This is a genomic window from Streptomyces sp. NPDC006197 (assembly GCF_040613865.1).
Classification (GTDB): Bacteria; Actinomycetota; Actinomycetes; order Streptomycetales; family Streptomycetaceae; genus Streptomyces.
This window is the reverse complement of record NZ_JBEXSZ010000020.1, coordinates 47,216-70,639: the sequence shown is the minus strand read 5'-3', so window position 1 is coordinate 70,639 and position 23,424 is coordinate 47,216. Positions and strand designations below refer to the sequence as shown.

General features: G+C 72.8%; 19 protein-coding genes. 12 read left to right on the top strand and 7 right to left on the bottom strand.

Features of this window, described 5'->3' with window-relative positions:
• The first annotated feature begins 37 nt into the window (after positions 1 to 37).
• Positions 38 to 700: a hypothetical protein gene (locus ABZ318_RS09250; protein WP_356901847.1), complete on the top strand. Its 663-nt coding sequence runs from the start codon at positions 38 to 40 to the stop codon at positions 698 to 700.
• On the opposite strand, the gene ABZ318_RS09245 is transcribed toward ABZ318_RS09250, so the two are convergent.
• Positions 688 to 2,136, bottom strand: coding sequence for a DUF2079 domain-containing protein (locus ABZ318_RS09245; RefSeq protein ID WP_356901846.1), 1,449 nt, complete (start codon positions 2,134 to 2,136; stop codon positions 688 to 690). The genes ABZ318_RS09250 and ABZ318_RS09245 overlap by 13 nt on opposite strands.
• Before the next feature lie 94 nt (positions 2,137 to 2,230).
• Here ABZ318_RS09245 and ABZ318_RS09240 point away from each other — a divergent pair, with 94 nt between their 5' ends.
• On the top strand, positions 2,231 to 2,911 hold the full coding sequence (locus tag ABZ318_RS09240) for a response regulator transcription factor (RefSeq protein WP_356901845.1): 681 nt from the start codon (positions 2,231 to 2,233) through the stop codon (positions 2,909 to 2,911).
• Entirely contained in the window at positions 2,904 to 4,403 is a 1,500-nt protein-coding gene (locus ABZ318_RS09235; protein WP_356901844.1) for a HAMP domain-containing sensor histidine kinase, read from the top strand. Before ABZ318_RS09240 ends, ABZ318_RS09235 begins: the two co-directional genes overlap by 8 nt.
• A 272-nt stretch (positions 4,404 to 4,675) precedes the next feature.
• On the opposite strand, the gene ABZ318_RS09230 is transcribed toward ABZ318_RS09235, so the two are convergent.
• On the bottom strand, positions 4,676 to 4,906 hold the full coding sequence (locus ABZ318_RS09230) for a hypothetical protein (RefSeq protein WP_356901843.1): 231 nt from the start codon (positions 4,904 to 4,906) through the stop codon (positions 4,676 to 4,678).
• A gap of 217 nt (positions 4,907 to 5,123) precedes the next feature.
• Positions 5,124 to 8,162 carry a BTAD domain-containing putative transcriptional regulator gene (locus ABZ318_RS09225; RefSeq protein ID WP_356901842.1) on the bottom strand — a complete coding sequence of 1,013 codons (3,039 nt, stop codon included), beginning with the start codon at positions 8,160 to 8,162 and terminating at the stop codon, positions 5,124 to 5,126.
• Positions 8,163 to 8,328: 166 nt separating this feature from the next.
• Here ABZ318_RS09225 and ABZ318_RS09220 point away from each other — a divergent pair, with 166 nt between their 5' ends.
• The 8 genes from ABZ318_RS09220 to ABZ318_RS09185 all read left to right on the top strand — a co-directional run bounded on the left by ABZ318_RS09220 (position 8,329) and on the right by ABZ318_RS09185 (position 20,181).
• Positions 8,329 to 9,546, top strand: a complete 1,218-nt coding sequence (locus ABZ318_RS09220; RefSeq protein WP_356901841.1) for an amidohydrolase family protein — start codon at positions 8,329 to 8,331, stop codon at positions 9,544 to 9,546.
• A 531-nt stretch (positions 9,547 to 10,077) separates the two neighbouring features.
• Positions 10,078 to 11,526: a hypothetical protein gene (locus tag ABZ318_RS09215; protein WP_356901840.1), complete on the top strand. Its 1,449-nt coding sequence runs from the start codon at positions 10,078 to 10,080 to the stop codon at positions 11,524 to 11,526.
• 242 nt (positions 11,527 to 11,768) lie between these two features.
• On the top strand, positions 11,769 to 12,686 hold the full coding sequence (locus ABZ318_RS09210) for a TIGR03619 family F420-dependent LLM class oxidoreductase (protein WP_356901839.1): 918 nt from the start codon (positions 11,769 to 11,771) through the stop codon (positions 12,684 to 12,686).
• 19 nt (positions 12,687 to 12,705) lie between these two features.
• Positions 12,706 to 13,467 carry a glucose 1-dehydrogenase gene (locus ABZ318_RS09205; RefSeq protein WP_356901838.1) on the top strand — a complete coding sequence of 254 codons (762 nt, stop codon included), beginning with the start codon at positions 12,706 to 12,708 and terminating at the stop codon, positions 13,465 to 13,467.
• A 99-nt stretch (positions 13,468 to 13,566) separates the two neighbouring features.
• On the top strand, positions 13,567 to 14,691 hold the full coding sequence (locus ABZ318_RS09200) for an LLM class flavin-dependent oxidoreductase (protein ID WP_356901837.1): 1,125 nt from the start codon (positions 13,567 to 13,569) through the stop codon (positions 14,689 to 14,691).
• Positions 14,692 to 15,144: 453 nt separating this feature from the next.
• Positions 15,145 to 16,872, top strand: coding sequence for a D-aminoacylase (locus tag ABZ318_RS09195; RefSeq protein ID WP_356901836.1), 1,728 nt, complete (start codon positions 15,145 to 15,147; stop codon positions 16,870 to 16,872).
• The gene (locus ABZ318_RS09190) at positions 16,869 to 18,326 is read left to right on the top strand and encodes an aldehyde dehydrogenase family protein (protein WP_356901835.1); all 1,458 of its coding nucleotides are present in this window, start codon (positions 16,869 to 16,871) and stop codon (positions 18,324 to 18,326) included. The genes ABZ318_RS09195 and ABZ318_RS09190 overlap by 4 nt, the downstream gene beginning before the upstream one ends.
• A 283-nt stretch (positions 18,327 to 18,609) precedes the next feature.
• Positions 18,610 to 20,181: an APC family permease gene (locus tag ABZ318_RS09185; RefSeq protein WP_356901834.1), complete on the top strand. Its 1,572-nt coding sequence runs from the start codon at positions 18,610 to 18,612 to the stop codon at positions 20,179 to 20,181.
• Between the two features lie 82 nt (positions 20,182 to 20,263).
• Here the strand turns inward: ABZ318_RS09185 and ABZ318_RS09180 are convergent, their stop codons facing one another.
• The 4 genes from ABZ318_RS09180 to ABZ318_RS09165 form a co-directional block, all read right to left on the bottom strand.
• Positions 20,264 to 20,482 carry a hypothetical protein gene (locus ABZ318_RS09180; protein ID WP_356901833.1) on the bottom strand — a complete coding sequence of 73 codons (219 nt, stop codon included), beginning with the start codon at positions 20,480 to 20,482 and terminating at the stop codon, positions 20,264 to 20,266.
• A 106-nt stretch (positions 20,483 to 20,588) separates the two neighbouring features.
• A complete protein-coding gene (locus ABZ318_RS09175) occupies positions 20,589 to 21,047 on the bottom strand; it encodes a carboxymuconolactone decarboxylase family protein (RefSeq protein WP_356901832.1) in 459 nt (152 codons plus the stop codon).
• 84 nt (positions 21,048 to 21,131) lie between these two features.
• Positions 21,132 to 21,599, bottom strand: coding sequence for a carboxymuconolactone decarboxylase family protein (locus ABZ318_RS09170; RefSeq protein WP_356901831.1), 468 nt, complete (start codon positions 21,597 to 21,599; stop codon positions 21,132 to 21,134).
• A 167-nt stretch (positions 21,600 to 21,766) separates the two neighbouring features.
• The gene (locus ABZ318_RS09165; protein ID WP_356901830.1) at positions 21,767 to 22,507 is read right to left on the bottom strand and encodes a GNAT family N-acetyltransferase; all 741 of its coding nucleotides are present in this window, start codon (positions 22,505 to 22,507) and stop codon (positions 21,767 to 21,769) included.
• 116 nt (positions 22,508 to 22,623) lie between these two features.
• Here ABZ318_RS09165 and ABZ318_RS09160 point away from each other — a divergent pair, with 116 nt between their 5' ends.
• On the top strand, positions 22,624 to 23,331 hold the full coding sequence (locus ABZ318_RS09160) for a hypothetical protein (RefSeq protein ID WP_356901829.1): 708 nt from the start codon (positions 22,624 to 22,626) through the stop codon (positions 23,329 to 23,331).
• Positions 23,332 to 23,424: the final 93 nt, after the last annotated feature.

Sequence of the window (23,424 nt, the reverse complement as noted above, 5' to 3'; positions counted from 1 at the left end):
GGCAGCCCTTCGCCTCTCCCCATCCCAGGAGCAGCCGGTGCCGACGCAAGAGATCCCCCTCACCCTCACCCCGCAACAGGCCGCCCAGGGCGTGATCCTCACCGTCCAGCTGCCCTCCGGCCCCGCCCACATCACCGTCCGCCCCTGCCGCCACGGCGAACTCGTCGCGGCGAGGCTCGGCGACGGCACGGTGTACCTGCGCATCACGGTCGCCGGGGCCCCCGCGGCCCCCAGGAAGTCCGGCGGCCTCGGCTGCCTGGTCGTGCTTCTGGTCGTCGGCGCGCTCGTCGGCGGCTCGTACCTCTTCAACGACGACGAGGACGACAGCCCCGGCAGCGCAGGCCCGGTCCCCACGTCGACCTACACGTACGAGCCGGAGCCCACCGGCGACCCCGTCTTCACCCCCACGCCCACCCCCACCGAGGAGGAGCCCGACCCGTACGAGAAGGGCACCTGCCTCAACGGCACCCTCCCGAACTCCGAGACCGCGCAGAGCGTCAGCGGCGTCGACGAGGTGCCGTGCTCGGCGTCCGACGCCCACTACAAGGTCATCCAGACCTTCCCCTTCACCTCCGACATGAACAACTGCAACTCCAACCCCAGGACGGAGTACGCCTTCTCCCACCGGTACACGATGAACGGCACCACCATCAGCGAGTACGTCTACTGCCTCGTCGGCCTCGGCTCCTACGCCCGCTGACGCGCGAGGACGACGATCCCGCCCTCCTCCCGCACCACCCGCCACCCCCGGCCCCCGGCCTGCCGCAGGACGCGCTCGACCGCCCCCGCGGGCCACGGCTCCCGGGTGTCGGCCACGATCCACTCCACGGCCGGCCGCCGGTCGAGGACGCCGTCCGCGACCAGGTGCACGGTCGCCCGGTCGGTCAGGTGCGGGGCGAGACTGTTGCTCGCCGCGACCCGGGCCCCGTCGGGGACGAGGGCCACGGCGTCACGGGCGGCCGTCTCGCGGGGGCCGTCCTCCCAGAAACCGGGGGTGGCGAGGGCGGCGAGGGGCTGGGCGGGCAGCAGGAGGAGGGCGACGCCGAGGGGTACGGCGAGGGTCAGGCGTACGGAAAGGGGCGGGCGTACGGCGAGGGGCAGGCGTACGGAAAGGGGCGGGCGTACGGAAAGGGGCAGCCGCACGCCCCTGCGCAGCGCGTCCACGAGGGCGGCGAAGGCGACCGGCACGAGCACCGCCGAGTAGTGCAGCCCCGGTTCCCAGTGCGCCGGATTGGCGGAGGTGAACCGCCAGGCCAGGGTGGGCAGGAGCAGCAGGGCGAGCGGACTGCGCACCACGAGCCCGCCGGTCACCGCGAGCAGCAGGAGCAGGGTCAGCGACTTCACGGGCCAGCCGTCGAGGAGCCCGTACGCGCCGGTGACCTGGCCCGCGTACAGGTACCGTCCGTCCGGCGCGAACGCCGGGATCACTCCGTACAGGACCAGTGCCGTGGCGAGGAGCGACCCGACGGCGAGGAACAGCCCGGTCCGGCGGTCCTGGCGCGTCAGGAGCAGCCCGAACACGGCCGCCGTCGCCCCCAGGTCCTCCTTCACCAGGAGCAGGGCGGCGGCCCAGCAGGCGGCCGCCCGGGTCCGCCCGTCGAGGTACGCGCGGCAGGCCAGGGCGAGCAGCGGTACGGCGAAGGCCACCTCGTGGAAGTCGAAGCCGAGCAGCTGCTGCGTCCCCCAGCCCAGCCCGCACGCCGTCCCGAGAGCCATCGGGGCGAACCTCCGCTCCGGCAGGTGCCGTTGGGCGGTGCGCGCCAGGACGTAGGCGCCGAGGGCGACCAGCGCGGCCTGCGCGACGAGCAGCGTCCCGACGTGCGGGACGAGACGGTAGAGCGGGGCCAGGAGCGCGAGGACGGGATGGAAATGGTCCCCGAGCAGCGGATACGCGTCGCCCGTGAAGCCGGCCGGGGCGGTCGCGGCCCGGATCTCCGAGGCCGGCGCCCGCCCCTCGGCGTACGCGCGCACGGCCTGCCCGAAGATCCCCAGGTCGTACCCGGTCGTCCGGAACCGGGCGTGCTCGCGCAGCGCGAACACCGCGTACGGGACGAGGAAGGCGAAGGCGAGGAGAGCGGGGACGGTACGGGATCCGGCGGGGCGGACGAGGGCCGGGGGAGCGGTGGTCACAGCCATGCGGGGACCCTCGGCGATCACCCCTGAAGGGGCCCTGAGGAAGCCTGAGGATTTCCTCAGGGGAGGCTTCGGCGGCCGGGCGATACTCGACCCCATGCGCGTACTGGTGATCGAGGACGAGGTGCGGATCGCCGCCTCGCTGCGGCGCGGGCTCTCCGCCGTCGGGTACACGGTCGACGTCGCCCACGACGGCGTCACCGGACTCCACCTGGCCCGGGAACACCGCTACGCGGCCGTCCTGCTCGACATCATGCTGCCCGGCCTCAACGGCTACCAGGTGTGCTCCCGGCTCCGCGCCGAGTCCAACGACGTGCCGGTGCTGATGCTGACGGCCAAGAACGGCGAGTACGACGAGGCCGAGGGGCTCGACACCGGCGCCGACGACTACCTGGCCAAGCCCTTCTCGTACGTCGTCCTCGAAGCCCGGCTCCGCGCCCTGCTCCGCCGGGGCGGCGCCCGCACCCGCACGCTCCTGGAGTGCGGCGACCTCTGGCTCGACCAGGCCCGCAGGACCTGCGGCCGGGGCGGGACGGAGATCGCCCTCACCCCGAAGGAGTTCGCGGTCCTGCAGTGCCTGCTGCTGCGCCTCGACGAGGTGGTCCCGACGCTCGACATCCTCGACGAGGTGTGGTCGGCGGACTTCACGGGCGACCCGAACATCGTGCACGTCTACATCAGGGCCGTACGGAAGAAGATCGACGCGCCCTTCGGGACGGAGACGGTCGAGACGGTACGGGGCGCGGGCTACCGGGTGGCGGGGAGGGGCCGTGGCTGAGTGGTGGCGGCGGTACGGGCAGGCGGCGGCGGCCGGGCTCGCCGCCTGGTCCGTCGTGGCGGTGGCGGTGATCCGGCTCCAGGCGGCGGACCTGGCGAAGGGCGCGCTGCCCTGGGTCATTCCCGAGGTGATCGCCACCGACCGGGTGGGCCCGGAGATCGCGGCGCTCGCCTGGCCGGGCTTCCTCGTCGGCGCGCTGTTCGTCGCGACCGTCGCCTGGTTCGCGGGCCGGGGGCACGTGCGGACGGCCCGGCTGAGGACGGCGGTGATCGCCGGCCTGACCTCGGGGGCCCTCTTCCTCACGTACACGCAGTGGCTCTTCCACGAGAACCCGCACAAGCCATGGCTCGTCGCGAAGGAGGCGTACCGCTGGGGCCTGATGTCCATCGGCCCGTCCTCGGGCGTGCTGACGGCGGCGGTCGTCTGGGCCGCGGTGGGCGGCGGCGCGGTCCGGCTGTCGTACCGGAGCCGTACGGTCCTCGCGGCGGCGGCCACGACCGGCGGACTCTTCGCGGTGGCGATCGAGGTCCAGCGACAGGCGTACGCCGAACCCTACGGCCCGGTGTACTGGATCATGCTGACCACGGGGGCGCCGCTGGTCGCCCTGGTCACGGGGGTGCTCGTCCACGTCACGTCGGTGCGGGCGCTCCGCCCCGTGGAGGCGATCCGGCGCGAACTCGCCGACATCACCGGCCAGTCCCTGGACCGCCGGGTCCCCGTCCCGCCCACGGGCGACGTGATCACCCGGCTCGCCGTCACCACGAACGACACGCTCGACCGCCTGGAGCAGGCCTCGGCCCGTCAGCAGCAGTTCGTGGCGGACGCCGCCCACGAACTGCGCAGCCCCCTCGCGGCCCTGCGGACCCAGCTGGAGACGGCCCTGCACCACCCGGACTCGGTCACCGACTGGCCGGAGGCCGTGGCGGAGGCCGCCGCCGACGTCGTACGGCTCCAGAGGCTCGCCGACGATCTGCTGCTCCTCGCGAGCCACCGCTCGCTGACGCCGGTACGGGAACCGGTCGACCTCGCGGCCCTGGCGGAGGATCTGGTCCGCGAACACCAGCACCTCCCGGACGCCGCGCATCTCGGCCTGCGCTGCGAGGCCCCCGCGCCCGCCGTCGTCCACGGCGACGCGACCCGCCTGGAACGCCTCCTGCGCAACCTCCTGGTCAACGCCTGCCGGCACGCGAAGACGGAGGTCGGGGTGACGGTGACCTCGGACGGCACCACGGTCACCCTCACGGTGACGGACGACGGGCCCGGCATTCCCTTGACGGACCGCGCCCGCGTCTTCGACCGCTTCACCCGCCTCGACGCCTCCCGCACCCGCACCTCGGGCGGCGCGGGCCTGGGCCTTCCCATCGCCCGCGACATCGCCACGCACCACGGGGGGACCCTGACGATCGAGGACTCGGCGCGCGGGGCGCGCCTGGTGGCCCGCTTTCCGGTGGGCCCGACCCCACCGGGGGAGGGGTGCGACGAGGAGGTGTAGGCACCGGTCAGGGATGTGCGGTGACCAGGTGGCGTGGAGGTTGTCGGTCGAGGCGCCCGGTGCTGAACGAGAGGAGGGGCCGGGCAGATGCCCGGCCCCTCCGTGGTGCGGTGGTCCGATCGCGTTGCGCACGGGCCCTGCCCGGACGGATCCCCCCTGGTTCCGTCGGGTGTCCCCCGAGCCCGTGTGCTCCCCCGTCGACCGGACCTCCCTGTTCGGCCCCGGCAACTCCCCCGAAGTCGCCGCCGGAGCCGTTCCCCGTCGGGAGTGGCTTAGTTGGCCGGCTCGGACGTGATGTGGATGTTGCCGGTCGAGGCTCCGTCACCGAGGACCTTGTCCGCGATGGCGTCGGCCGGCCCGGAGGTGGCGTGCATGTCCTTGGTGGCGATGCTCTCGTCGTGACCACCCGTGATCTTTTCGGTGATCGCGTCGAGAGCCGGCTCCGAGGTGGCGTGCATGTCCATGGGCTTGATGATCGGTTCCTGCTTGATCGGGTCGGTCATGCTCGTCAACTCCTGCGTGTGATGTCCGAGATCTGAGGAGATTCGCCCAGCCGTTCCCCCGTGGACGACTGGACGAATCTCCGGGGCCGATCACCCTAGTACTCGGAGGCTGCGGCCCTCATCGGCGACCCGTCTGCCCCCCGACACGGCGGATCGTCATGCAGAGAAGCATGCCGGACGGCGATAAACGAACGATGAACGCACTGGCCGCGCGGGTCTATGCGGCGGTCGCAGGGGTCAGCAGCGCACGGACCTCTTCGGCTTCCGGGGCGCCGAGTTCGTCGAAGATGCCGAGTGCCTCCTGCCAGCAGACGAGCGCACGACCGGTCTGTCCGAGGCCGAACAGGGCTCGTCCCAGGACGGTGAGGACGTTGCCCCGCCGCCACTCTCCTCCGATGCCCCGCAGCACTGTGAGGGCCATCTCGGCGTTCGACGCCGCCTGGGCGTGCCTGCGGGCGGCGATGTCCACTTCGGACAGCCGGAAGAGGGTCATGCCCTCCCACAGCCGCTGCCGACTGTCGGAGAAGACGGCCAGCGCCTCACGGAGTCGTTCGCTCGCGGTGGTGAGCCGGTTGTCCTGGGTGAGGGCGAGGCCGAGGGCGTACCGTCCGTTCGCCCCCCGGAGCGCGTGTCCCATCGCGTCGTATATGTCCGTACCCTGCCGGGCGAGCGCTATGGCGCTCGATGTACGGCCCGTCGCCAGGTGGATGCGCGAGAGATTGCAGAGCGCGCTGGCCTCCCCGGGTTCGTCCCCGATGCCGCGGAACCGCTCGATCGCCTCGGTGAGGTACTGCTCGCCCTCCGTGAATCGGTTCTGGTACAGCGCGATGATGCCCCGGGCGTTGGCGGACCAGCAGGCCGGTACCGGATCGCCGGCCAGGTCCGCGCGTGCCAGGGCGAGTTCGGCGTCGTGGTCCGCCTCCTCGAAGCGGCCCGCAGTGTGGTGGACGCCCGCGAGGACCATGAGCGCACGGCCCTCGGCCCTGGCGTCCGCATGGGTTCGGGCCGCATTGCGTACGACGACGCCCGTCGCCTCGAATTCCTTGGAGTTCGCCCCGGACTCGCCGAGGTCCAGCGACGCCCACAGCAGGTCCACCCCCCGCCGCAGGGTCGTCGGGGACGACGCGGACTGGCGGACGCACGCCAGGAGGCAGTTGGCCTCCGCGTAGAGCCAGTCCTGGGCCTCGTGGCGGTCCGTGAAGGTGAGGCCTTCGTAGGACGTGGGTTCCAGGTGGTCGACCAGGCGGTCGCCCGGGCGCTCGATCGCGTACACCCTCGCCGCCGTCGAGAGGTAGAAGTCCAGGAGGCGGGAGAGCGCCGCCTCCTTCTCCGACGGGGGCTGTTCGTCGCGGTCCGCGCACGCACGCGCGTAGAGCCGGACCAGATCGTGGTAGCGGTAGCGGCCCGGCGCCGCCGATTCCAGCAGGGACGTGTCGACGAGGGCTTCGAGGAGGTCCTCCGTGTCCCACAGGGGGAGGTCCAGGACCGCCGCCGCTGCCGCCAGGGAGATGTCCGGGCCGTCCGCGAGGCCCAGGAGGCGGAAGGCCCTCGCCTGGGCCGGCTCCAGCTGGCCGTAGCCGAGTTCGAAGGTCGCCTTGACGGCCAGGTCGCCCGCCTGGAGTTCGTCCAGGCGCCGCCGCTCGTCCGCCAGCTTCGCCGCCAGGACCGAGACCGTCCACGTCCGGCGCGCCGCCAGGCGGGACGCGGCGATGCGGATCGCGAGCGGGAGGAAGCCGCAGGCCGCGACCACGTCCAGGGCCGCCTCGCGTTCGGCTCGGACCCGCTCCTCGCCGACGATGCGAGTGAACAGCTGGAGCGCCTCCTCCGGCGACATCACGTCCAGGTCCACCAGGTGCGCCCCCGCCAGGTCGACCATCCGGATGCGGCTCGTGACCAGGGCCGCGCAGCCCGCTGTGCCGGGGAGGAGCGGGCGGATCTGGGCCGCGTCACGGGCGTTGTCCAGGAGGACCAGGACCCGGCGGCCGTCGAGCGTCGAGCGGTACAGCGCCGCCCGGTCGTCGAGCGAGTCCGGGATGGCCGAGTCGGGGGTGCCCAGGGCCCGGAGGAACGAGCCGAGGACCGTTTCCGGTGCCGCCGCCCGCGAGCCGGCGCCTTGGAGGTCGACGTACAGCTGGCCGTCGGGGAAGTGCGGCCGGGCCTCGTGGGCGACGTGCACGGCGAGCGTGGTCTTGCCGACGCCGCCGATGCCCGCGAGCGCCGAGACCGCCATGACGGAGCCCTCGGCGGTGGCGAGCCGCGTGCCCAGTTCCCGTACGAAGGACGAGCGGCCCGTGAAGTCGGGGACGGTGGCGGGCAGCTGGGCGGGCCGGGCCACGGGGGCGGCGGCCGGGGCCGGCTCCTCCACCGGGCGGGCGAGCTCGGCGTCGGCCTGGAGGATGCGCTGCTGGAGCCGGGACAGCTCGGGGGTCGGGTCGACGCCCAGTTCGTCGGCGAGGAGCCGGCGGGTGTCCGCGTACACCGCGAGGGCTTCCGCCTGCCGGCCGCTGCGGTAGAGCGCGAGCATGAGGAGTTCGCGCAGGCGCTCCCGCAGGGGGTGCGCGGCGGTGAGCGCGGTCAGCTCGGAGACGGCCTCCGCGTGCGCGCCGACCTCCAGGTCGATGTCCAGGCGGGTTTCGAGGAGGGTGAGCCGCCACTCCTCCAGGCGGGTCCGCTGGGTCTCGGCGTACGGGCCGGGTACGGAGGCCAGCACCTCGCCGTCCCACAGGTCGAGCGCCTCGGCGAGCCGTGCCCGGGCGGCCGCCCGGTCCCCGGCCGCGCGGAGCCTGTCCGCCTCGGCGGCCAGCTCCTGGGCCTCGGTCACGTCGAGCGCGGTCGTCCGCAGGGCGTACCCGCCGGACTCGCTGACCAGGACCTTCGGGTCGAGGGCCTTGCGGAGCCGGGAGGCGTACGTACGGACAGCGGCGAGCGCCTGGGAGGGGGGTTCCTCGCCCCAGAGCGCGTCGATCAGCTCGTGCGCGGTGGCGGTGCGGCCGCCGCGCAGGAGCAGCGCGGCGAGCAGGGCGCGCTGCTGCGGGGAGCCGGTGGGGACGGGTTCGCCGTCGCGCCAGGCGCGGACGGGACCGAGCACGCCGAAGCGGAGCGAGCCGGGGGAGTCCCCACTCGCGCCCGCGCCCGTGACCGGGCGCACGCCGGTGTCCGTGGTCCCGTCGGCAGCCGTCACTTCGCCCACCGGGGCTGCCGGTCCCGGCTTCGGAGCCCGCTGTGCCGGAACTCGCGGCCCGTTCTCACGGTCCATCGCTCCCCCTGCCGCTGCCGCTGGTTTCGCCCAGGACAGTCTGCCTTGTCCGGAGGGAGTCCGTCAGCATCGGGGCGGTCGTTGCGAAGCCGTTGCGCGCCGGCAACCCCGTCGTTCCGGCCCCCGGTAGCTGACGGACCGTCAGATCAGCGCTACCGTGAAAGCCATGGAGACCTTCCCGAAGATCATCTCGGTGGACGACCACACCGTGGAGCCCCCGCACGTCTGGCGGGACCGGCTCCCGTCCCGGTACCACGACACCGGACCCCGGATCGTCCGCGCCCCGCTCAGGGAAATGACCTTCCTCGGCGGCAAGTTCGCCCCGGTCATGGGCGCCCAGGGGGACGACGGCCCGATCGGCGACTGGTGGGTGTACGAGGACCTGCACCGGCCCCTCACCCGGCTCGACACCGCCGTCGGCTACGACCGGGACGAGATACGCCTCGAAGTCATCACGTACGAGCAGATGCGGCCCGGCTCCCACTCCGTGCCCGACCGGCTCGCCGACATGGACGTCAACCACGTCCAGTCCGCGCTCTGCTTCCCCACCTTCCCCCGCTTCTGCGGGCAGACCTTCACCGAGGCGAGCGACCGCGAGCTCGGGCTGCTCTGCGTCCGCGCCTACAACGACTGGATGGTCGAGGAGTGGTGCGGGCCCGAGGCGCACGGGCGGCTGATCCCCCTCACCCTCATCCCGCTCTGGGACCCCGAGCTCGCCGCCGCCGAGGTCCGCCGCAACGCCGCGCGCGGGGTCCGGGCCGTCGCCTTCTCCGAGATCCCGCCGCACCTCGGCCTCCCCTCGGTCCACACGGACCACTGGGACCCCTTCTTCCGGGCGTGCGACGAGACCGGCACGGTCATCGCGATGCACATCGGCTCCTCCAGCCGGATGCCGTCGACCTCCCCCGACGCGCCGCCGGCCGTCGGCTCCACCATCACCTTCGCGAACTGCTGCTTCTCGATGGTCGACTGGCTGATGAGCGGCAAGTTCGAGCGCTTCCCGAACCTGCGGATCATGTACGCGGAGGGGCAGATCGGCTGGATCCCGTACATCCTGGAGCGCGCCGACGTCGTCTGGGAGGAGAACCGCGCCTGGGGCGGCGTCGCCGACAAGGTCACCCGCCCGCCCTCCGAGCTCTTCGCGGACCACGTCTTCGGCTGCTTCTTCGACGACGCCTTCGGGCTCCGCAACCTCGACGCGATCGGGGCGGGGAACGTCCTGTACGAGACCGACTACCCGCACTCGGACTCCACCTGGCCCAGGTCGAAGGAGGTCGGCGAGGCGCAGATGGGCCACCTGCCGGCGGACGTCGTCGAGCGGATCGTCCGCGGCAACGCGATCGGGCTCCTCGGGCTGACGCCGGACGGTCTCTGGCGGCCGTAGGGCCTGCCCCACGGATGCGGCCGGGACCTCTCCCGAGGGCCCGGCCGCATCCGTGTGTGCCTCGCCGTTCGCCCTGCCGTACGCCCTGGTTCGGGCCGCTTGTCGCCCCATCGGCCCAACAAGGCCGCCCTCTGATGGCGGCATGTCATGGACTGGCGCACAAATAGTAGTCAAGTGTGCGTTTCTTGCACATCACGAGACAGCCACGGTGGACGTCCCCTCGGAATGTTCACGAACGGAGCCTGTGACATGACCCCCGACCTCCCGCACATCCAACCGGCGGACGACGACATAGAACCGACCACAGAGCCTCGCCCGGGTCCGTCCCGCCAGTCGCTTGTCTCCTCGTCCCCGGCGCTCGGCGCGCCCCCCTACCCCGATCGACCGACGACGCCCCCCGCCGTACCGACGGTTCCGGTCGTACCGACGGTTCCGGTCGGATCGGCGGCCCCGGCGGCGACGCCGCTCCCGGCCGAACCGGAGTCCCCGGCCGAACCGGACCCCCCGGTCGCCATGGAGTCCCGGGCCGCCGTGGAGTCCCCGACCGCCTCGGAGCTTCTGGCCGGTCTGGAGTCCGCGGCGCGGCTGGAGTCCGCGGCGGGTCTGAAGTCCGCGGCGCGGCTGCAGCCCGCGGCGGGTCTGAAGTCCCCGGCGGGGCTGGAGTCCCCGCCGCGGCTGGAGTCCGCGGCGGGTCTGAAGCTCCCGGCCGATATGAAACCCTCGGCAGCCCCGAAGCCTCCGGCAGCCCCGGAGTCCTCGGCAGCCCCGAAGTCTTCGGCCTCCCCGGAGTCCTCGGCAGCCCCGAAGTCTTCGACGGCCTCGGCGTCCTCGGCCTCCCCGGAGACGCGGACCGCTTCAGAGTCCCCGGCCGGCCCGGAGGCCCTGACCGCTTCTGAGCTGTCGGCCGAGCCGGAGTTCCCGTCCGGCCCGGCAGGCCCGGAGCCGCAGGCCGTGTCGGAGTCCCCGGCGGAGCTGGAAACCCCGGCCGAGCCGGAAACCTCGACCGAGCCCGAGCCCCCGGCCGCCTCGGAGGCCCCGGCAGGCCCGCAGTCGCACGCGGCTCCCGAGCCGGCGGCGGCCCACGACGAAACCGGTGACGAAGCGGTTCACACGCTTCTGCGGACGGCGGCGACCGAGCGGCCGGTGGCGGAGGTCGCCGCGCTGGTGGCCCGCCTCCAGGAGACCGGCGAACTCTCCAGTCCCGCGGACGTGGCGCTCCGCGCGGCGGCCGTCACCCGCCCGCTGGACGAAGTGCGTCAGCTGCTCGCGCTGCTGAACGCGTCCGGGTACGACCTCCACCAGGCCGAGACCACCCTGCGCGCCGCGGCGGTGGGCCGGCCGGTCGAGGACGTGGTCCGGCTCGTCGGCATCCTCGGCGCCGACAGCAGCGACTGGCAGACCGTCGCGGGCGAGGACGGCGGGGCGCGGCAGGCCGGACCCGGCAAGGAGGAGGAGCACGCGCGCGCCGGCGGGGGAGCCGTGCCGGCCGCCCCCGCCCCGAAGCGCGGCCGGGGCGCCGCCAAGGGGCGGAAGTCCGGCCTGGACGGCGCGCTGGCCTCGGGTCCCGGCAGCCACAAGGCCTCGCCCGCACTGCGGTCGGTGCTGCGCTGGCCCGCGGCGCTCGCGCTCTTCGCCTGCGGCCTCATCCATCTGCCGGTGGACCTCGCGGGCCTGCGCTCGGGCGGCGACGCGGAGGCGCTGTCCGCGGTCGTCACCGTGCTCTGCCTGGCGTGCGCGGTGTGGCTCGCGGCCCGGGACACCCTGATCGTCTGGGCCGCCGCCGCGGGTCTCGCCGTCGTCGTCATCGCGCTCCACGGAGTCGCGAGCGCGCGCACCGTCGACCTGCTGGGCAGCAGTCTCGGCACCACCTTCGCCTGGGCCAAGGCGCTGGCACTCCTGAGCGCCGTGGGCATCGTCTGTCTGGCCGGTTCGGCCCTGGTGCGCCACGCGAGGACGACCGGCGCGGCGGACAGCACCTGACCCACCGGAGTACGAAGAAGGACGAAGACCGTTCCCCGCCCGGGCAGCTCCGCTGCCCGGGCGGGGGCATGTCGGGGCCATCGGACGGGCGGCGCGCTTCACGGCCCGGCCCGATTCGGCCCGAAGTCCCGGATCCCCCTACCCCTTGCCTGATGGATCGTCAGGTACGAGCATGGGCCTGCTCGCTGAAGTGACGATCCGTCAGATACGGGCCGTGTGCCCGGGGCGCAAGGGGGTCTTCCATGGTGGTCTACGGCATGCAGCTGCCGGTCCAGTCGCAGAGCACCCTCTACGCCGAACCCTGGGAGGCGGCCGCGGGTCCGGCGGACCTGCTCGCCGTCGCCCGGGCCGCCGAGGCGCACGGCTTCGACTACCTCGCGAGCTGCGACCACGTGGCCGTCCCGCGCCGCCTCGCCGGGGCGATGAGCACCGTCTGGTACGACCCGGTGGCCACGCTCTCCTTCCTCGCCGCGGCCACCGAGCGCGTCCGGCTCCTCTCGCACGTCGCCGTCGTCGGCCTGCGCCACCCGCTCGTCACGGCCAAGGCGTACGCGACGCTCGACCACCTCTCCGGCGGCCGCCTGGTCCTCGGGGTCGGCGCCGGGCACGTCCAGGAGGAGTTCGAGGCGCTCGGCGTGGACTTCGGCCGCCGGGGCGCCGTGCTCGACGAGACGGTCGACGCGCTGCGGGCGGCCCTCGGGCCCGAGGAGTACCCGGAGCACGCGGGGGAGCGGTTCGCCTTCAAGGACCTGGGGCAGCTGCCCCGGCCCGCGCAGGAGCGGGTCCCGCTCTGGGTGGGCGGCTCCTCGCCGGCCGCCGTGCGCCGGGCCGCGCTCAAGGGCGACGGCTGGCTGCCGCAGGGCGACCCGCGCGAGAAGCTCGCCGGGCAGATCCGGAAGCTGCTGCGGCTCCGCGCGGAGGCCGGGATCGCGGAGCCGATCACCGTCGGCGCGATCACCGAGGCGCTGTACGTCGGCACGCCCGGCTGGGAGGTCGGCCGGCGCACCCTGAGCGGCCGGCCGGAGGAGCTCGCCGCCTCCCTGCGCGCCTACGGGGAGATGGGCGTGCACCAGATACAGGTCCGGTTCCGCACCCGGAGCCGTACCGAACTCATCGACCAGATCGCGGCCTTCGGCACGGAGGTCGCCCCCCACCTGTAGACCTCTAGGGAGTGCGGACATGGGAAAGCTCGACGGGCGGGTCGTCCTCGTCACCGGGGCGGCGCGCGGGCAGGGCGAGCAGGAGGCGCGGCTGTTCGCCGCCGAGGGCGCGAGGGTGGTCCTCGGGGACGTCCTGGACGACGCGGGCGAGGCGCTGGCCAAGGAGCTGGGGGAGGGCCGGGCCGCGTACGTCCACCTGGACGTGACGAGCGAGGGCGACTGGACGGCGGCCGTGGCGGCGGCCAAGGAGCACTTCGGGAAGATCGACGGGCTCGTCAACAACGCGGGCATCCTCCGCTTCAACGAGCTGGTGTCGACCCCGCTCGACGAGTTCCGGGCGATCGTCTCGGTCAACCAGACCGGCTGCTTCCTGGGCATCCGCACGGTCGCGCCGGAGATCGCGGCGGCCGGCGGCGGGACGATCGTCAACACCGCCTCGTACACGGGGCTCACCGGCATGGCCGGGGTCGGCGCCTACGCGGCGACGAAGCACGCCGTCCTGGGGCTCACCAGGGTCGCGGCCCTGGAGCTGGCCGCGAAGGGCATCCGGGTGAACGCCGTCTGCCCCGGCGCGATCGACACCGCGATGAGCAACCCGGAGGGCGTGGACCCGGCGGCCACGGCCGAGCTGTACCGCAAGCTCGTGCCGCTCGGGCGGATCGGCCGGCCGGAGGAGGTGGCGGCCCTGGCGCTCTTCCTGACCGGGGCGGACTCGGCGTACATCACGGGCCAGCCGTTCGTGATCGACGGCGGCTGGCTGGCGGGCGTCAGTCTCTTCTGACGTCTCGTCAGGTATTGACGCACCTGCGCCCCGGTGCGAGAGTCGGGCACATCAAGGAATCTGACGCATCGTCAGAAATGATGAGGACGGTGAACCCCCTTGGAATTCGGGATCTTCGTACAGGGATACGTCGGCAAGCGCGCCGAGACCGATCCCGAAGCCGAGCACAAGGCCCTCATGGAGGAGACCGAGTACGTCATCCAGGCCGACAGGTCCGGCTTCAAGTACGCCTGGGCCTCCGAGCACCACTTCCTGGAGGAGTACTCGCACCTCTCCGCCAACGACGTCTACCTGGGCTACCTCGCCCACGCGACGGAACGGATCCACCTCGGCTCCGGCATCTTCAACCCCCTCGCCCCCGTCAACCACCCGGTCAAGGTCGCCGAGAAGGTGGCGATGCTCGACCACCTCTCCGGCGGACGCTTCGAGTTCGGCTCCGGGCGCGGGGCGGGCTCCCACGAGATCCTCGGGTTCATGCCGGGCATCACCGACATGAACCACACGAAGGAGATCTGGGAGGAGACCATCGCCGAGTTCCCCAAGATGTGGCTCCAGGACGAGTACGCCGGCTTCCAGGGCAAGCACTGGTCGCTGCCGCCCCGCAAGGTCCTCCCCAAGCCGTACGGGAAGTCCCACCCCGCCATGTGGTACGCGGCCGGCTCCCCCTCCTCGTACGCCATGGCCGGGAGGATGGGCCTCGGCGTCCTCGGCTTCAGCGTCCAGAAGGTCTCCGACATGGAGTGGGTCGTCGAGTCCTACAAGAACGCGATCAAGGAGGCGCGCGCGGTCGGCGACTTCGTCAACGACAACGTCATGGTGACGTCGACGGCGATCTGCGCCGAGACGCACGAGAAGGCGGTCGAGATCGCGGTGGGCGGCGGACTGAACTACCTCCAGTCCCTGTTGTTCCGCTACCACGACACCTTCCCCCGCCCCGAGGGCATCCCCGAGTGGCCCGAACTCCTCCCCGAGTATTCGGCCGAGATCATCGAACTCCTCATCCAGGAGGAACTGATGATCTGCGGCGACCCGAGCGAGGTCCTCGCGCAGTGCAAGCGCTGGGAGCAGGCGGGCGCCGACCAGCTGTCCTTCGGTCTTCCCATCGGCATCTCCTACGAGGACACGATGAACTCGATCAAGCTGATCGGGGAGCACGTGATCCCGAAGATCGACACGGACCCGATCCACCGCACGACCCGCATGCGGCAGTCCGCAGGCACCTGACGCACGTCCCGCCCGTGTGGGCGCCGCCCCGCCCGTGTGGGCAGTCGTCCCGCTGGGGCGGGACGGGTGGGCACACGGGACGGCGCCCTGAGCGGCGCCTCCGCGTTCCGCGCCTGGACCCGCACCACGTGTGTGCCGTACCTGCCGGTGCGGGTCAGGGCGCAGGAGCCCAGGCCCGGCAAGGGGCGCCGTCCGTTGTGCCCACCCGTTCCGCCCCAGCGGAACAGTTGCCCACAACGGGGGTGGGCGGGGGCGCCGCCCCGGCGGAAGCGACTGCCCACAACGGGGTGCGGGGTGGGCACCGCCCCGGTGGGCGCGCGCGCAACGGGGAGGTCCAGAAGCGCGGGGTGGTGTCTTCCCGGATCGCCGCCCCGTACCGGCCCCGGCCGGAGGCCGTTCCGCGGCGGCCCCGGTCCGGGGCACACCCGCGTCCACACGCAGAAAGGAACCGTCATGCTCGACCACCTGATCAAGGGCGCCACCGTCGTGGACGGCACCGGCGCCCCCGCCCGCGTCGCCGACGTCGGCATACGTGACGGCCGGATCGTCTTCCCCGGGCAGGGGGCCACGGCGCGCACCACCGAGGACGCCACCGGCCTCGTCCTCGCCCCCGGTTTCGTCGACCCGCACACCCACTACGACGCCCAGCTCTTCTGGGACCCGTACGCCACCCCGTCCATGAACCACGGCGTCACCACCGTCGCCGGCGGCAACTGCGGCTTCACCCTCGCGCCGCTCCACCCCGACCGCCCCGAGGACGCCGACTACACGCGCCGGATGATGTCGAAGGTCGAGGGCATGGCCCTCAAGGCCCTGGAGGAGGGCGTCGACTGGAGCTGGTCGTCCTTCGCCGAGTACCTCGACGCCCTCGAAGGACGGATCGCCGTCAATGCCGGCTTCATGGTCGGCCACTGCGCCCTGCGCCGGTACGTGATGGGCGCGGACGCGGTCGGCGGGCAGCCCACCCCCGAACAGCTCGCGCGGATGGTGGCCCTCCTCAAGGAGGCCATGGACGCCGGCGCCTGGGGGCTCTCCACCACCCAGTCCTCGACCCACTCGGACGGCGACGGCGCCCCCGTCGCCTCCCGGCACGCCGCGCCCGCCGAGCTGATCGCCCTGTCGAAGGCCGTCGGCGAGCACGAGGGGACGCAGATCGAGGCGATCCTCGCCGGGTGCCTGGACCAGTTCTCCGACGACGAGATCGAGCTGTTCGTCGAGATGACCGCCGCCGCCGGGCGGCCCCTCAACTGGAACGTCCTCACCATCGACGCCGCCGTCCCCGAGCGCGTCCCGCGTCAGCTCACCGCCTCCGAGCGGGCCCGGAAGTCCGGCGGCCGGATCGTCGCCCTGACCATGCCGATCCTCACGCCCATGAACATGTCCCTCGGCACCTTCTGCGCGCTCAACCTCATCCCCGGGTGGGGGGAGATCCTCGGACTCCCCCTCCCCGAGCGGATCGCGAAGCTCCGCGACCCGGAGGTGCGCGCCGAGATGCTGCGGCGCGCGGACTCGAAGGAGGCCGGGGTCTTCCGGCGGCTCGCGCACTTCGGCCGGTACGTCATAGGGGACACGTACAGCAGGGAGAACGAGGGCCTCACCGGGCGGGTCGTGCGGGACATCGCGGCCGAGCGCGGCCAGGACCCCTTCCAGGCCCTCGTCGAGATCTGCGCCAACGACGACCTGAGGACCGTGCTGTGGCCGATGCCCAGCGACAACGACCCGGCCTCCTGGGCCCTGCGCCGGGAGACCTGGGAGCACGAGGACGTGCTGCTCGGCGGCTCGGACGCGGGCGCGCACCTGGACCGGATGTGCGGCGCCCCGTACACGACCCGCTTCCTCGGCGACTGTCTGCGCGGCCGGAAGCTGGTTCCGCTGGAGCGGGCGGTGAAGATGCTGAGCGACGACCCGGCCCGGCTCTTCGGGCTCCGGGAGCGGGGCCGGATCGCGGAGGGCTTCCACGCGGACCTGGTCCTCTTCGACCCGGAGCGGATCGACGCCGGCCCGGCGACCCTGGTGCACGACCTGCCGGGGGACAGCCCGCGCCTCGACTCGCGGGCGGTCGGGATCGTGTCGGTGCGGGTCAACGGCGTGGAGACGGTACGGGACGACCGGGTGACCGGCGCGATCCCCGGAAAGGTGCTGCGCTCGGGCCGTGACACGAGGACGGTGAGCACGCGATGACCCGGATCGAGCGCCTCTATATAGGGGGAGAGTGGGTCGAGCCCGACGGCGGCCACTACGAGGTGATCGACCCGGCGAGCGAGGAGGTCGTCGGGCTCGCGCCGGAGGCGAGCAGACAGCAGGTGTACGAGGCGGCCGCCGCCGCCCGCGAGGCCTTCGCGACCTGGTCCCGCACGAGACCGGAGGAGCGGGCGGCGATCCTCGACCGGGCCGCGGACCTGATGGACCGGGACGCCGAGGCGAACACGCTCCTCGCCCGGGCCGAGACCGGCGCCACCACCGGCACCGCGCGCGGGATGCAGGTCGCCGTCGGCGCCTCCCGGTTCCGCCGGTACGCGCGCGGGGCGATGGAGCCGGTCGAGCAGGCGCTGCCCCCGCAGATCAACGAGGCCGGTCCGATGGGGAGGGCCGGGGTGTTCGGCGCGGTGGCGGTGCGGCGCCCGGTCGGTGTCGTCACCTGCATCACCTCGTACAACAACCCCTGGGCCAACCCGGCCGGCAAGATCGCCCCCGCGCTGGCGATGGGCAACACGGTCGTGGTGAAGCCCGCCCCGCAGGACCCGCTCTCCGTCTACGCGATGACCCGGGCCCTGGAGGAGGCCGGCGTCCCGGCCGGCGTGGTGAACGTCGTCACCGGCTCCGCGCGGGCGGTCGGCGAGGCCGCCGTCGACTCCCCGGACGTCGACATGGTCTCCTTCACCGGCTCCACGGCCGTCGGGCAGGCGATCGGCGAGGTCTGCGGCCGCTCGCTCAAGCGGCAGCTGATGGAGCTGGGCGGGAAGGGGGCCGCGCTCGTCTTCGACGACGCCGACCTGGACTCGGCGGTGATGGGGATCGGGACGACCTTCGCCTTCTACAGCGGGCAGATCTGCACCGCCCCGACCCGGGTCCTCGCCCAGCGCGGGATCCACGAGCGGCTGATCGAGAAGCTGACCGGCTACCTCGCCTTCATGAAGGTGGGGGATCCGGCGGAGAAGGGGACGGTGGTCGGCCCGGTGATCTCGGCGGCGCACCGCGACCGGGTGGAGTCGTACGTGGAGCTCGGGAGGAAGGAAGGGGCGCGGGTCGTCGCGGGCGGCGAGCGTCCGGACTTCGCCCGGGGCTTCTACGTGGCCCCGACGCTGCTGGTCGACTGCACCAACGGGATGCGGGTGGTGCGGGAGGAGATCTTCGGCCCGGTCGTCGTGGTCGTCCCCTTCGACGACGAGGAGGAGGGGATCGCGCTCGCCAACGACAGCGACTACGGGCTGATCGACTACGTGTGGTCGGGCGACGTGGCCCGCGCGTTCCGTGTCGCGGCCCGGCTGCGGGCCGGCGGGGTGGGCGTGAACACGATCGGCCGGAACATGGAGGCGCCGTTCGGAGGCTTCAAGAAGAGCGGTGTCGGGCGGGACGTGGGCTCGTACGCGCTGCACGCGTACAGCGAGCTGCAGGCGGTCGTCTGGCCGGGGTGAGGGCAGGCGGGTGACCGGGGTGAGGGTCGGCGGGTGACCGGGGGAGAACCGTCTCGAAAAATTCTCGGGAAAATTTTGAAACGGACATTTGGGGCACTGCTGCGGTTCCCGCATATCGGACACTCGCCGCCGGACCTACCGGTTGGTCGGCCCGCGCGGTTGGTCGATCTTTCAATCAATGGCGAGTGTCCGATTCGACCCCGACAATGCAAGGCGATGATCGATCAATCGAGCGGAGTCCGACCCTCCGGATATGGAAACCGCAGCATTTAACGTCGAGTTCATGACTCAGGTGGACGTGCGGCCGCAGGCCGGAGAGACGGTAGGGGGCGCCGACGCCCCGGACGGCACCCCCGGCGTGCGCACCAAGGGCCTCGGCGGCAACTCCGTGGGCCTCCTCGGCAGCGCCGTCATCGGCATCTCGACCGTCGCCCCCGTCTACTGCCTGACCTCCACGCTCGGCTCCACCGCCGGCGAGGTCGGACTGCAGATGCCCGCCGTCTTCCTCGCGGGCTTCCTGCCGATGCTGCTCGTCGCGTTCGCGTACCGCGAGCTCAACAAGCGCATGCCGGACTGCGGCACCTCCTTCACCTGGACCGTGAAGGCCTTCGGCCCCAAGGTCGGCTGGATGTGCGGCTGGGGCCTGGTCATCGCGACGATCATCGTGCTGTCCAACCTGGCCGGCGTCGCGACCTCGTACTTCTGGCTGCTCGCCGGAGAGATCACGGGCAACCCCTCGATCGCCGCCCTGGACGACAACAAGGCCGTCCACATCCTCACCTGCCTCACCCTGATCGCCGCCGCGACCGCGATCAGCTACCGGGGCATGACCGCCACCAAGGGCGTGCAGTACACCCTCGTCGGCCTCCAGCTGGCCGTCCTCGCGGTCTTCGTCGTCATGGCCTTCTCCAAGGCCGGCTCGGTCGACTTCCCGACCGGGGCGAGCTTCTCCTGGTCCTGGCTGAACCCCTTCTCCGTCGGCTCCTTCGCGGCCTTCACCGCCGGACTCTCGCTGTCGATCTTCATGTACTGGGGCTGGGACACCTGCCTCACGGCCAACGAGGAGACCACCGACAGCGACAGGACCCCGGGCCGCGCCGCGCTCATCTCGATGGTCGTCCTGGTCGGCTCCTACCTGGCCACCGGCGTCGCCGCCCAGATGGTCGTCGGCTCCGGCGACAAGGGCCTCGGCCTCGCCAACCCGGAGACCTCCGACAACGTCTTCGCCGCCCTCGCGGGCCCCGTCATGGGCCCCGTCCTCGGCATCGCGCTCTTCGTCGCCGTCCTCGCCTCCGCCGCCGCGAGCCTGCAGACCACCTTCATCCCGGTCGCCCGCACGGTCCTCGCCATGTCCAGCTACGAGGCGCTGCCGCCGTCCTTCGCCCGGGTCCACCCCGTCTTCAAGGTCCCCGGCAAGGCCACGATCGTGGCCGGCGTCGCCACCGGCGTCTTCTACACCGTGATGACCCTGGTCAGCGAGAACGTCCTGGTCGACACCATCTACGCGCTCGGCCTGATGATCTGCTTCTACTACGCGCTGACGGCCTTCGCCTGCGTCTGGTTCTTCCGCAAGGAGCTCTTCGCCTCCGCCCGCGACCTCGCCTTCAAGGGCGTGATCCCGCTCCTCGGCGGCCTGATGCTCACCGCCGTCTTCGGCAAGACGCTCTACGACATGTGGGACCCGGCCTACGGCTCCGGCTCCTCGGTCCTCGGCGTCGGCTCGGTCTTCGTGATCGGCGTCGGCCTGCTGCTCCTCGGCGTGGTGATCATGCTGGTCATGCAGCGCAGGAGCCCCGCGTTCTTCCGCGGCGAGGTCCTCACGAAGGAGACCCCGGCGCTGGTGGTCGCGGACTGACGCCCTCCCGAGGCGTCCGGAAGCGCGAAGGAGGCGGGCCCGTGGGGGGCCCGCCTCCTTCGTCGTTCTCCGTACCGGCCGGTCAGTGGTGCCCGGGCAGCAGGTGCTCCACCGCCGTGTTGGCGGGCGGCAGGTCGGGCGTGCCGGCCGGCTTCGCCTTGGGGGTCAGGACGCCGCTGAGCGGGACGACCGAGGGAAGGTTCAGGCCGCCGGTGTCGGCGGCCGCGGTCCCGGCGGCCGCGCCGGCGGCACCGGCGGCGGCGAAGACGGTCAGGGCGGCTGCGGTGAGGATCCTCTTCATGCCCGCTCCAACGCGGACGACGCGGATCCGGTTACGACCGGCCCGGCACGGGCGGGCCGGCCCCGGTGCGGATCCGGCGACGGCCGCGGGCCGGCCGCCGCGACGGCTACCAGGTCGCGCCGGCCGGCTGCCGGGTCGTCGCGTTGATCCGGTTGAAGAGGTTGGTGAGCCCGAGCCACAGCACGATCTGGGCCAGCTGCTTCTCGTCGTAGTGCCGGGCCGCCTCGTCCCACACCGCGTCCGGCACGGCGTCCGGGCGGTCCGCGAGCCGGGTCGCGTACTCGGCGAGGGCCAGCGCCGCCCGCTCCTCCTCCGTGAAGTACGGCGTCTCCCGCCAGGCCGCGACGGCGTGCAGCCGCTCGTCCGTCTCGCCCTCCTTCTGCGACTTCAGGGCCCCGCCGACCACGCAGTACCCGCAGCCGTTGATCTGGCTCGCCCGGAGGTGGACCAGGTCGAGGGTGGTGGCGGGCACGTCACCGCCCGACTGGACCGCCTTGACGAGCTGGAGGACCGCCGGCATGGCCTCGGGCAGGACGGTGGCGGGGTTGGGCATGCGTGCGGACATGGAGGGCTCCTCGGGATGCGTACGGGTATCGGGAAGCGAACCGGGTGCTGCGCCCGGGCCGTGCGAAGGACGTCGAGCCGGGGGTCAGAACCCCGCACCCGCCGGCTGCCGGACGGTGACGTTGAGCCGGTTGAACAGGTTGGTGACGGCGACCATCAGCACGATCGCGGCGAGCTGCTTCTCGTCGAAGTGGTCGGCGGCGGCGTCCCACACCTCGTCCGGCACCGCGTCCGAGACGTCGGCGAGCCGGGTCGCGGCCTCGGCGAGCGCGAGGGCCGCCCGCTCCTCGTCGGAGAAGTACGGCGCCTCGCGCCAGGCCGCGACCGCGAACAGCTTCTCGTCGCTGACGCCGCTCTTCCTGGCGCTCTTGGCGCCGTAGTCGACGCAGAAGCCGCAGTTGTTGATCTGGCTGGCCCGCAGGTGCACCAGCTCCAGGATCGACTCGTCGACCCCGCCCTGACGGGTGGCCTTGAGCAGGTTCTGGATCGCCGGACCGGCGTCGGCCAGGACGTAGGCGGGGTTGGTCATGCGGGCCTGGGGCGTGTGCGCCATGGTGACGGCTCCTCAGCGTGTCTCGGTGTCGTTCGTGCGTCGCTTTCACTGCACTGACGGACCGCGCGCCGAGGATGTGACACGACCGGAGAAGTTTTCCGAGATTCTTTTTCAGACCTCCGCGATCGGACCTTCGCGATCGGACCTCCGCCCTCAGACCTTCACGATCAGGCTTCGGCGATCAGGGCGGTCGCCACCGTGCGGAAGCCGAGCCGGCCGTAGAGCCGGGCCACGTCCGCGTCCGAGGCCGTGAGGAACACGAGCTCCGTGCCGTGGGCGCGGGCGTCCGCGACGAGCGCGGCCGTGACCGCGAGCCCGAGGCCCCGCCGCCGCGCCGCCGGGACGGTGCCGACGCCGACGACCTCGGAGACGCCCCCGACGGGCTGGTGCTGGCCGGCCGCGAGGGCGCTCCCGGTGGCGTCCAGGGCCGCGGCGAGCCGGGTCAGACCCGCCGCGAGGCGCTGCGCGACCTGGGCGGTGCTGCCGGGCTGCGGCTCCACCCCGAAGGCGGCGTACGGGGCGGCGGCGGCGCTCTCCAGGGCGGGGTCGTCCGCGCCCACCATCCGTACGGTGACGTCCTCGGGCTCCGGCACGGCGAGCGGCTCGCCCTCCAGGACCATCAGCGGGTGCTCGTGCACGGTGAGGCCGGTCGCCTCTACGGCGGCCCGCAGCCCCGGGGTCGTCTCCGCGACCCACTCGAAGGCCTCGGGCACCCCCAGCTCCCGCTGCCGGGCCCGCACCTTCTCCACGTCCTCGGGGGACACCTCGCCCTCGTGCCCGAGCGCCGGGCGGGCGTAGTAGGGCCAGCCCGGCCCCTTCCGTACGAAGAGGGTCAGCGCCCCGAAGTCCTCGGTGCGGGCGGCGGGGCGGGGGACGGCGTCGTAGTACGTCTCGATTCGGTTCAGCACCCGGTCACGGTAGGGGGCGGCGGGGGAGGACGCAGGCGATTTTCGAACGGACCGGAGGGAACCGCGCGGGGCACGGTCCCGTCCCACAGCGCGACCATGGAAAAAAAGGGGGGTCCATGAGCCGCACGAGAACCACCTGCCCGGGCTGTGACCGCGACGACCGGGTGCAGGCCGTGCCCGCCGTGTACCTCGCGGGCCGGGACGCCCTCACCAGCCGGGAACGGAACCGCGACGGCGACATGCGGACCGTGACGCGGACGGTGACGACGGGACTCTCCGACGCGCTCGCGCCGGTGCCGCAGCCGCCGACGTACGGCATCGTCGTCCTCGGCATCTTCGCCGCCCTTGTCTCGGTCGCCACCTTCATCAGCGGCGCCCAGGCCGGCCACTGGTTCGAGGACGAGCCCGCGGGAGCGGACGGCGACGGGGTGCCGCGCGTGGGCGGTGTGTACCTCGTACCGGACGGCTCGACCACGCCGGACTACTCGCAGCCGCTGGGAACGACCGGGGCCGAGCCCCCGCCGGACTTCGCGTACCTCGGCTTCATCTCGGCGGCGGCACTGCTCGCCGTCGTCCTCGTGGCCGTCGTGATCCACCGCCGCCGGACCGCCTTCGCGCGCCTGACGCGCGGACGGCACCGCGCCGAGGAGCTCTGGTCGCACGGCTGGTACTGCCACCGCTGCGGCACGGTCCACTTCGAGGGCGTGCCCGGCGAGGACCGCACCCCGCTCACGCTCCAGCGCTTCCGCGAGAGGGTCTGGGAGCACGGCGGGTACGGGGACCTGGCGGCGGAGCAGCGGGCGGTGGACGCCACCCGCTCCTGACGGCCCGTTCGGCGTACCCACGCCGTACCCACGCCGTACTCCTCGCCGTACCTCTCGCCGCCCTCCTCGTCGTACCCCAGGCCGTACCTCTCG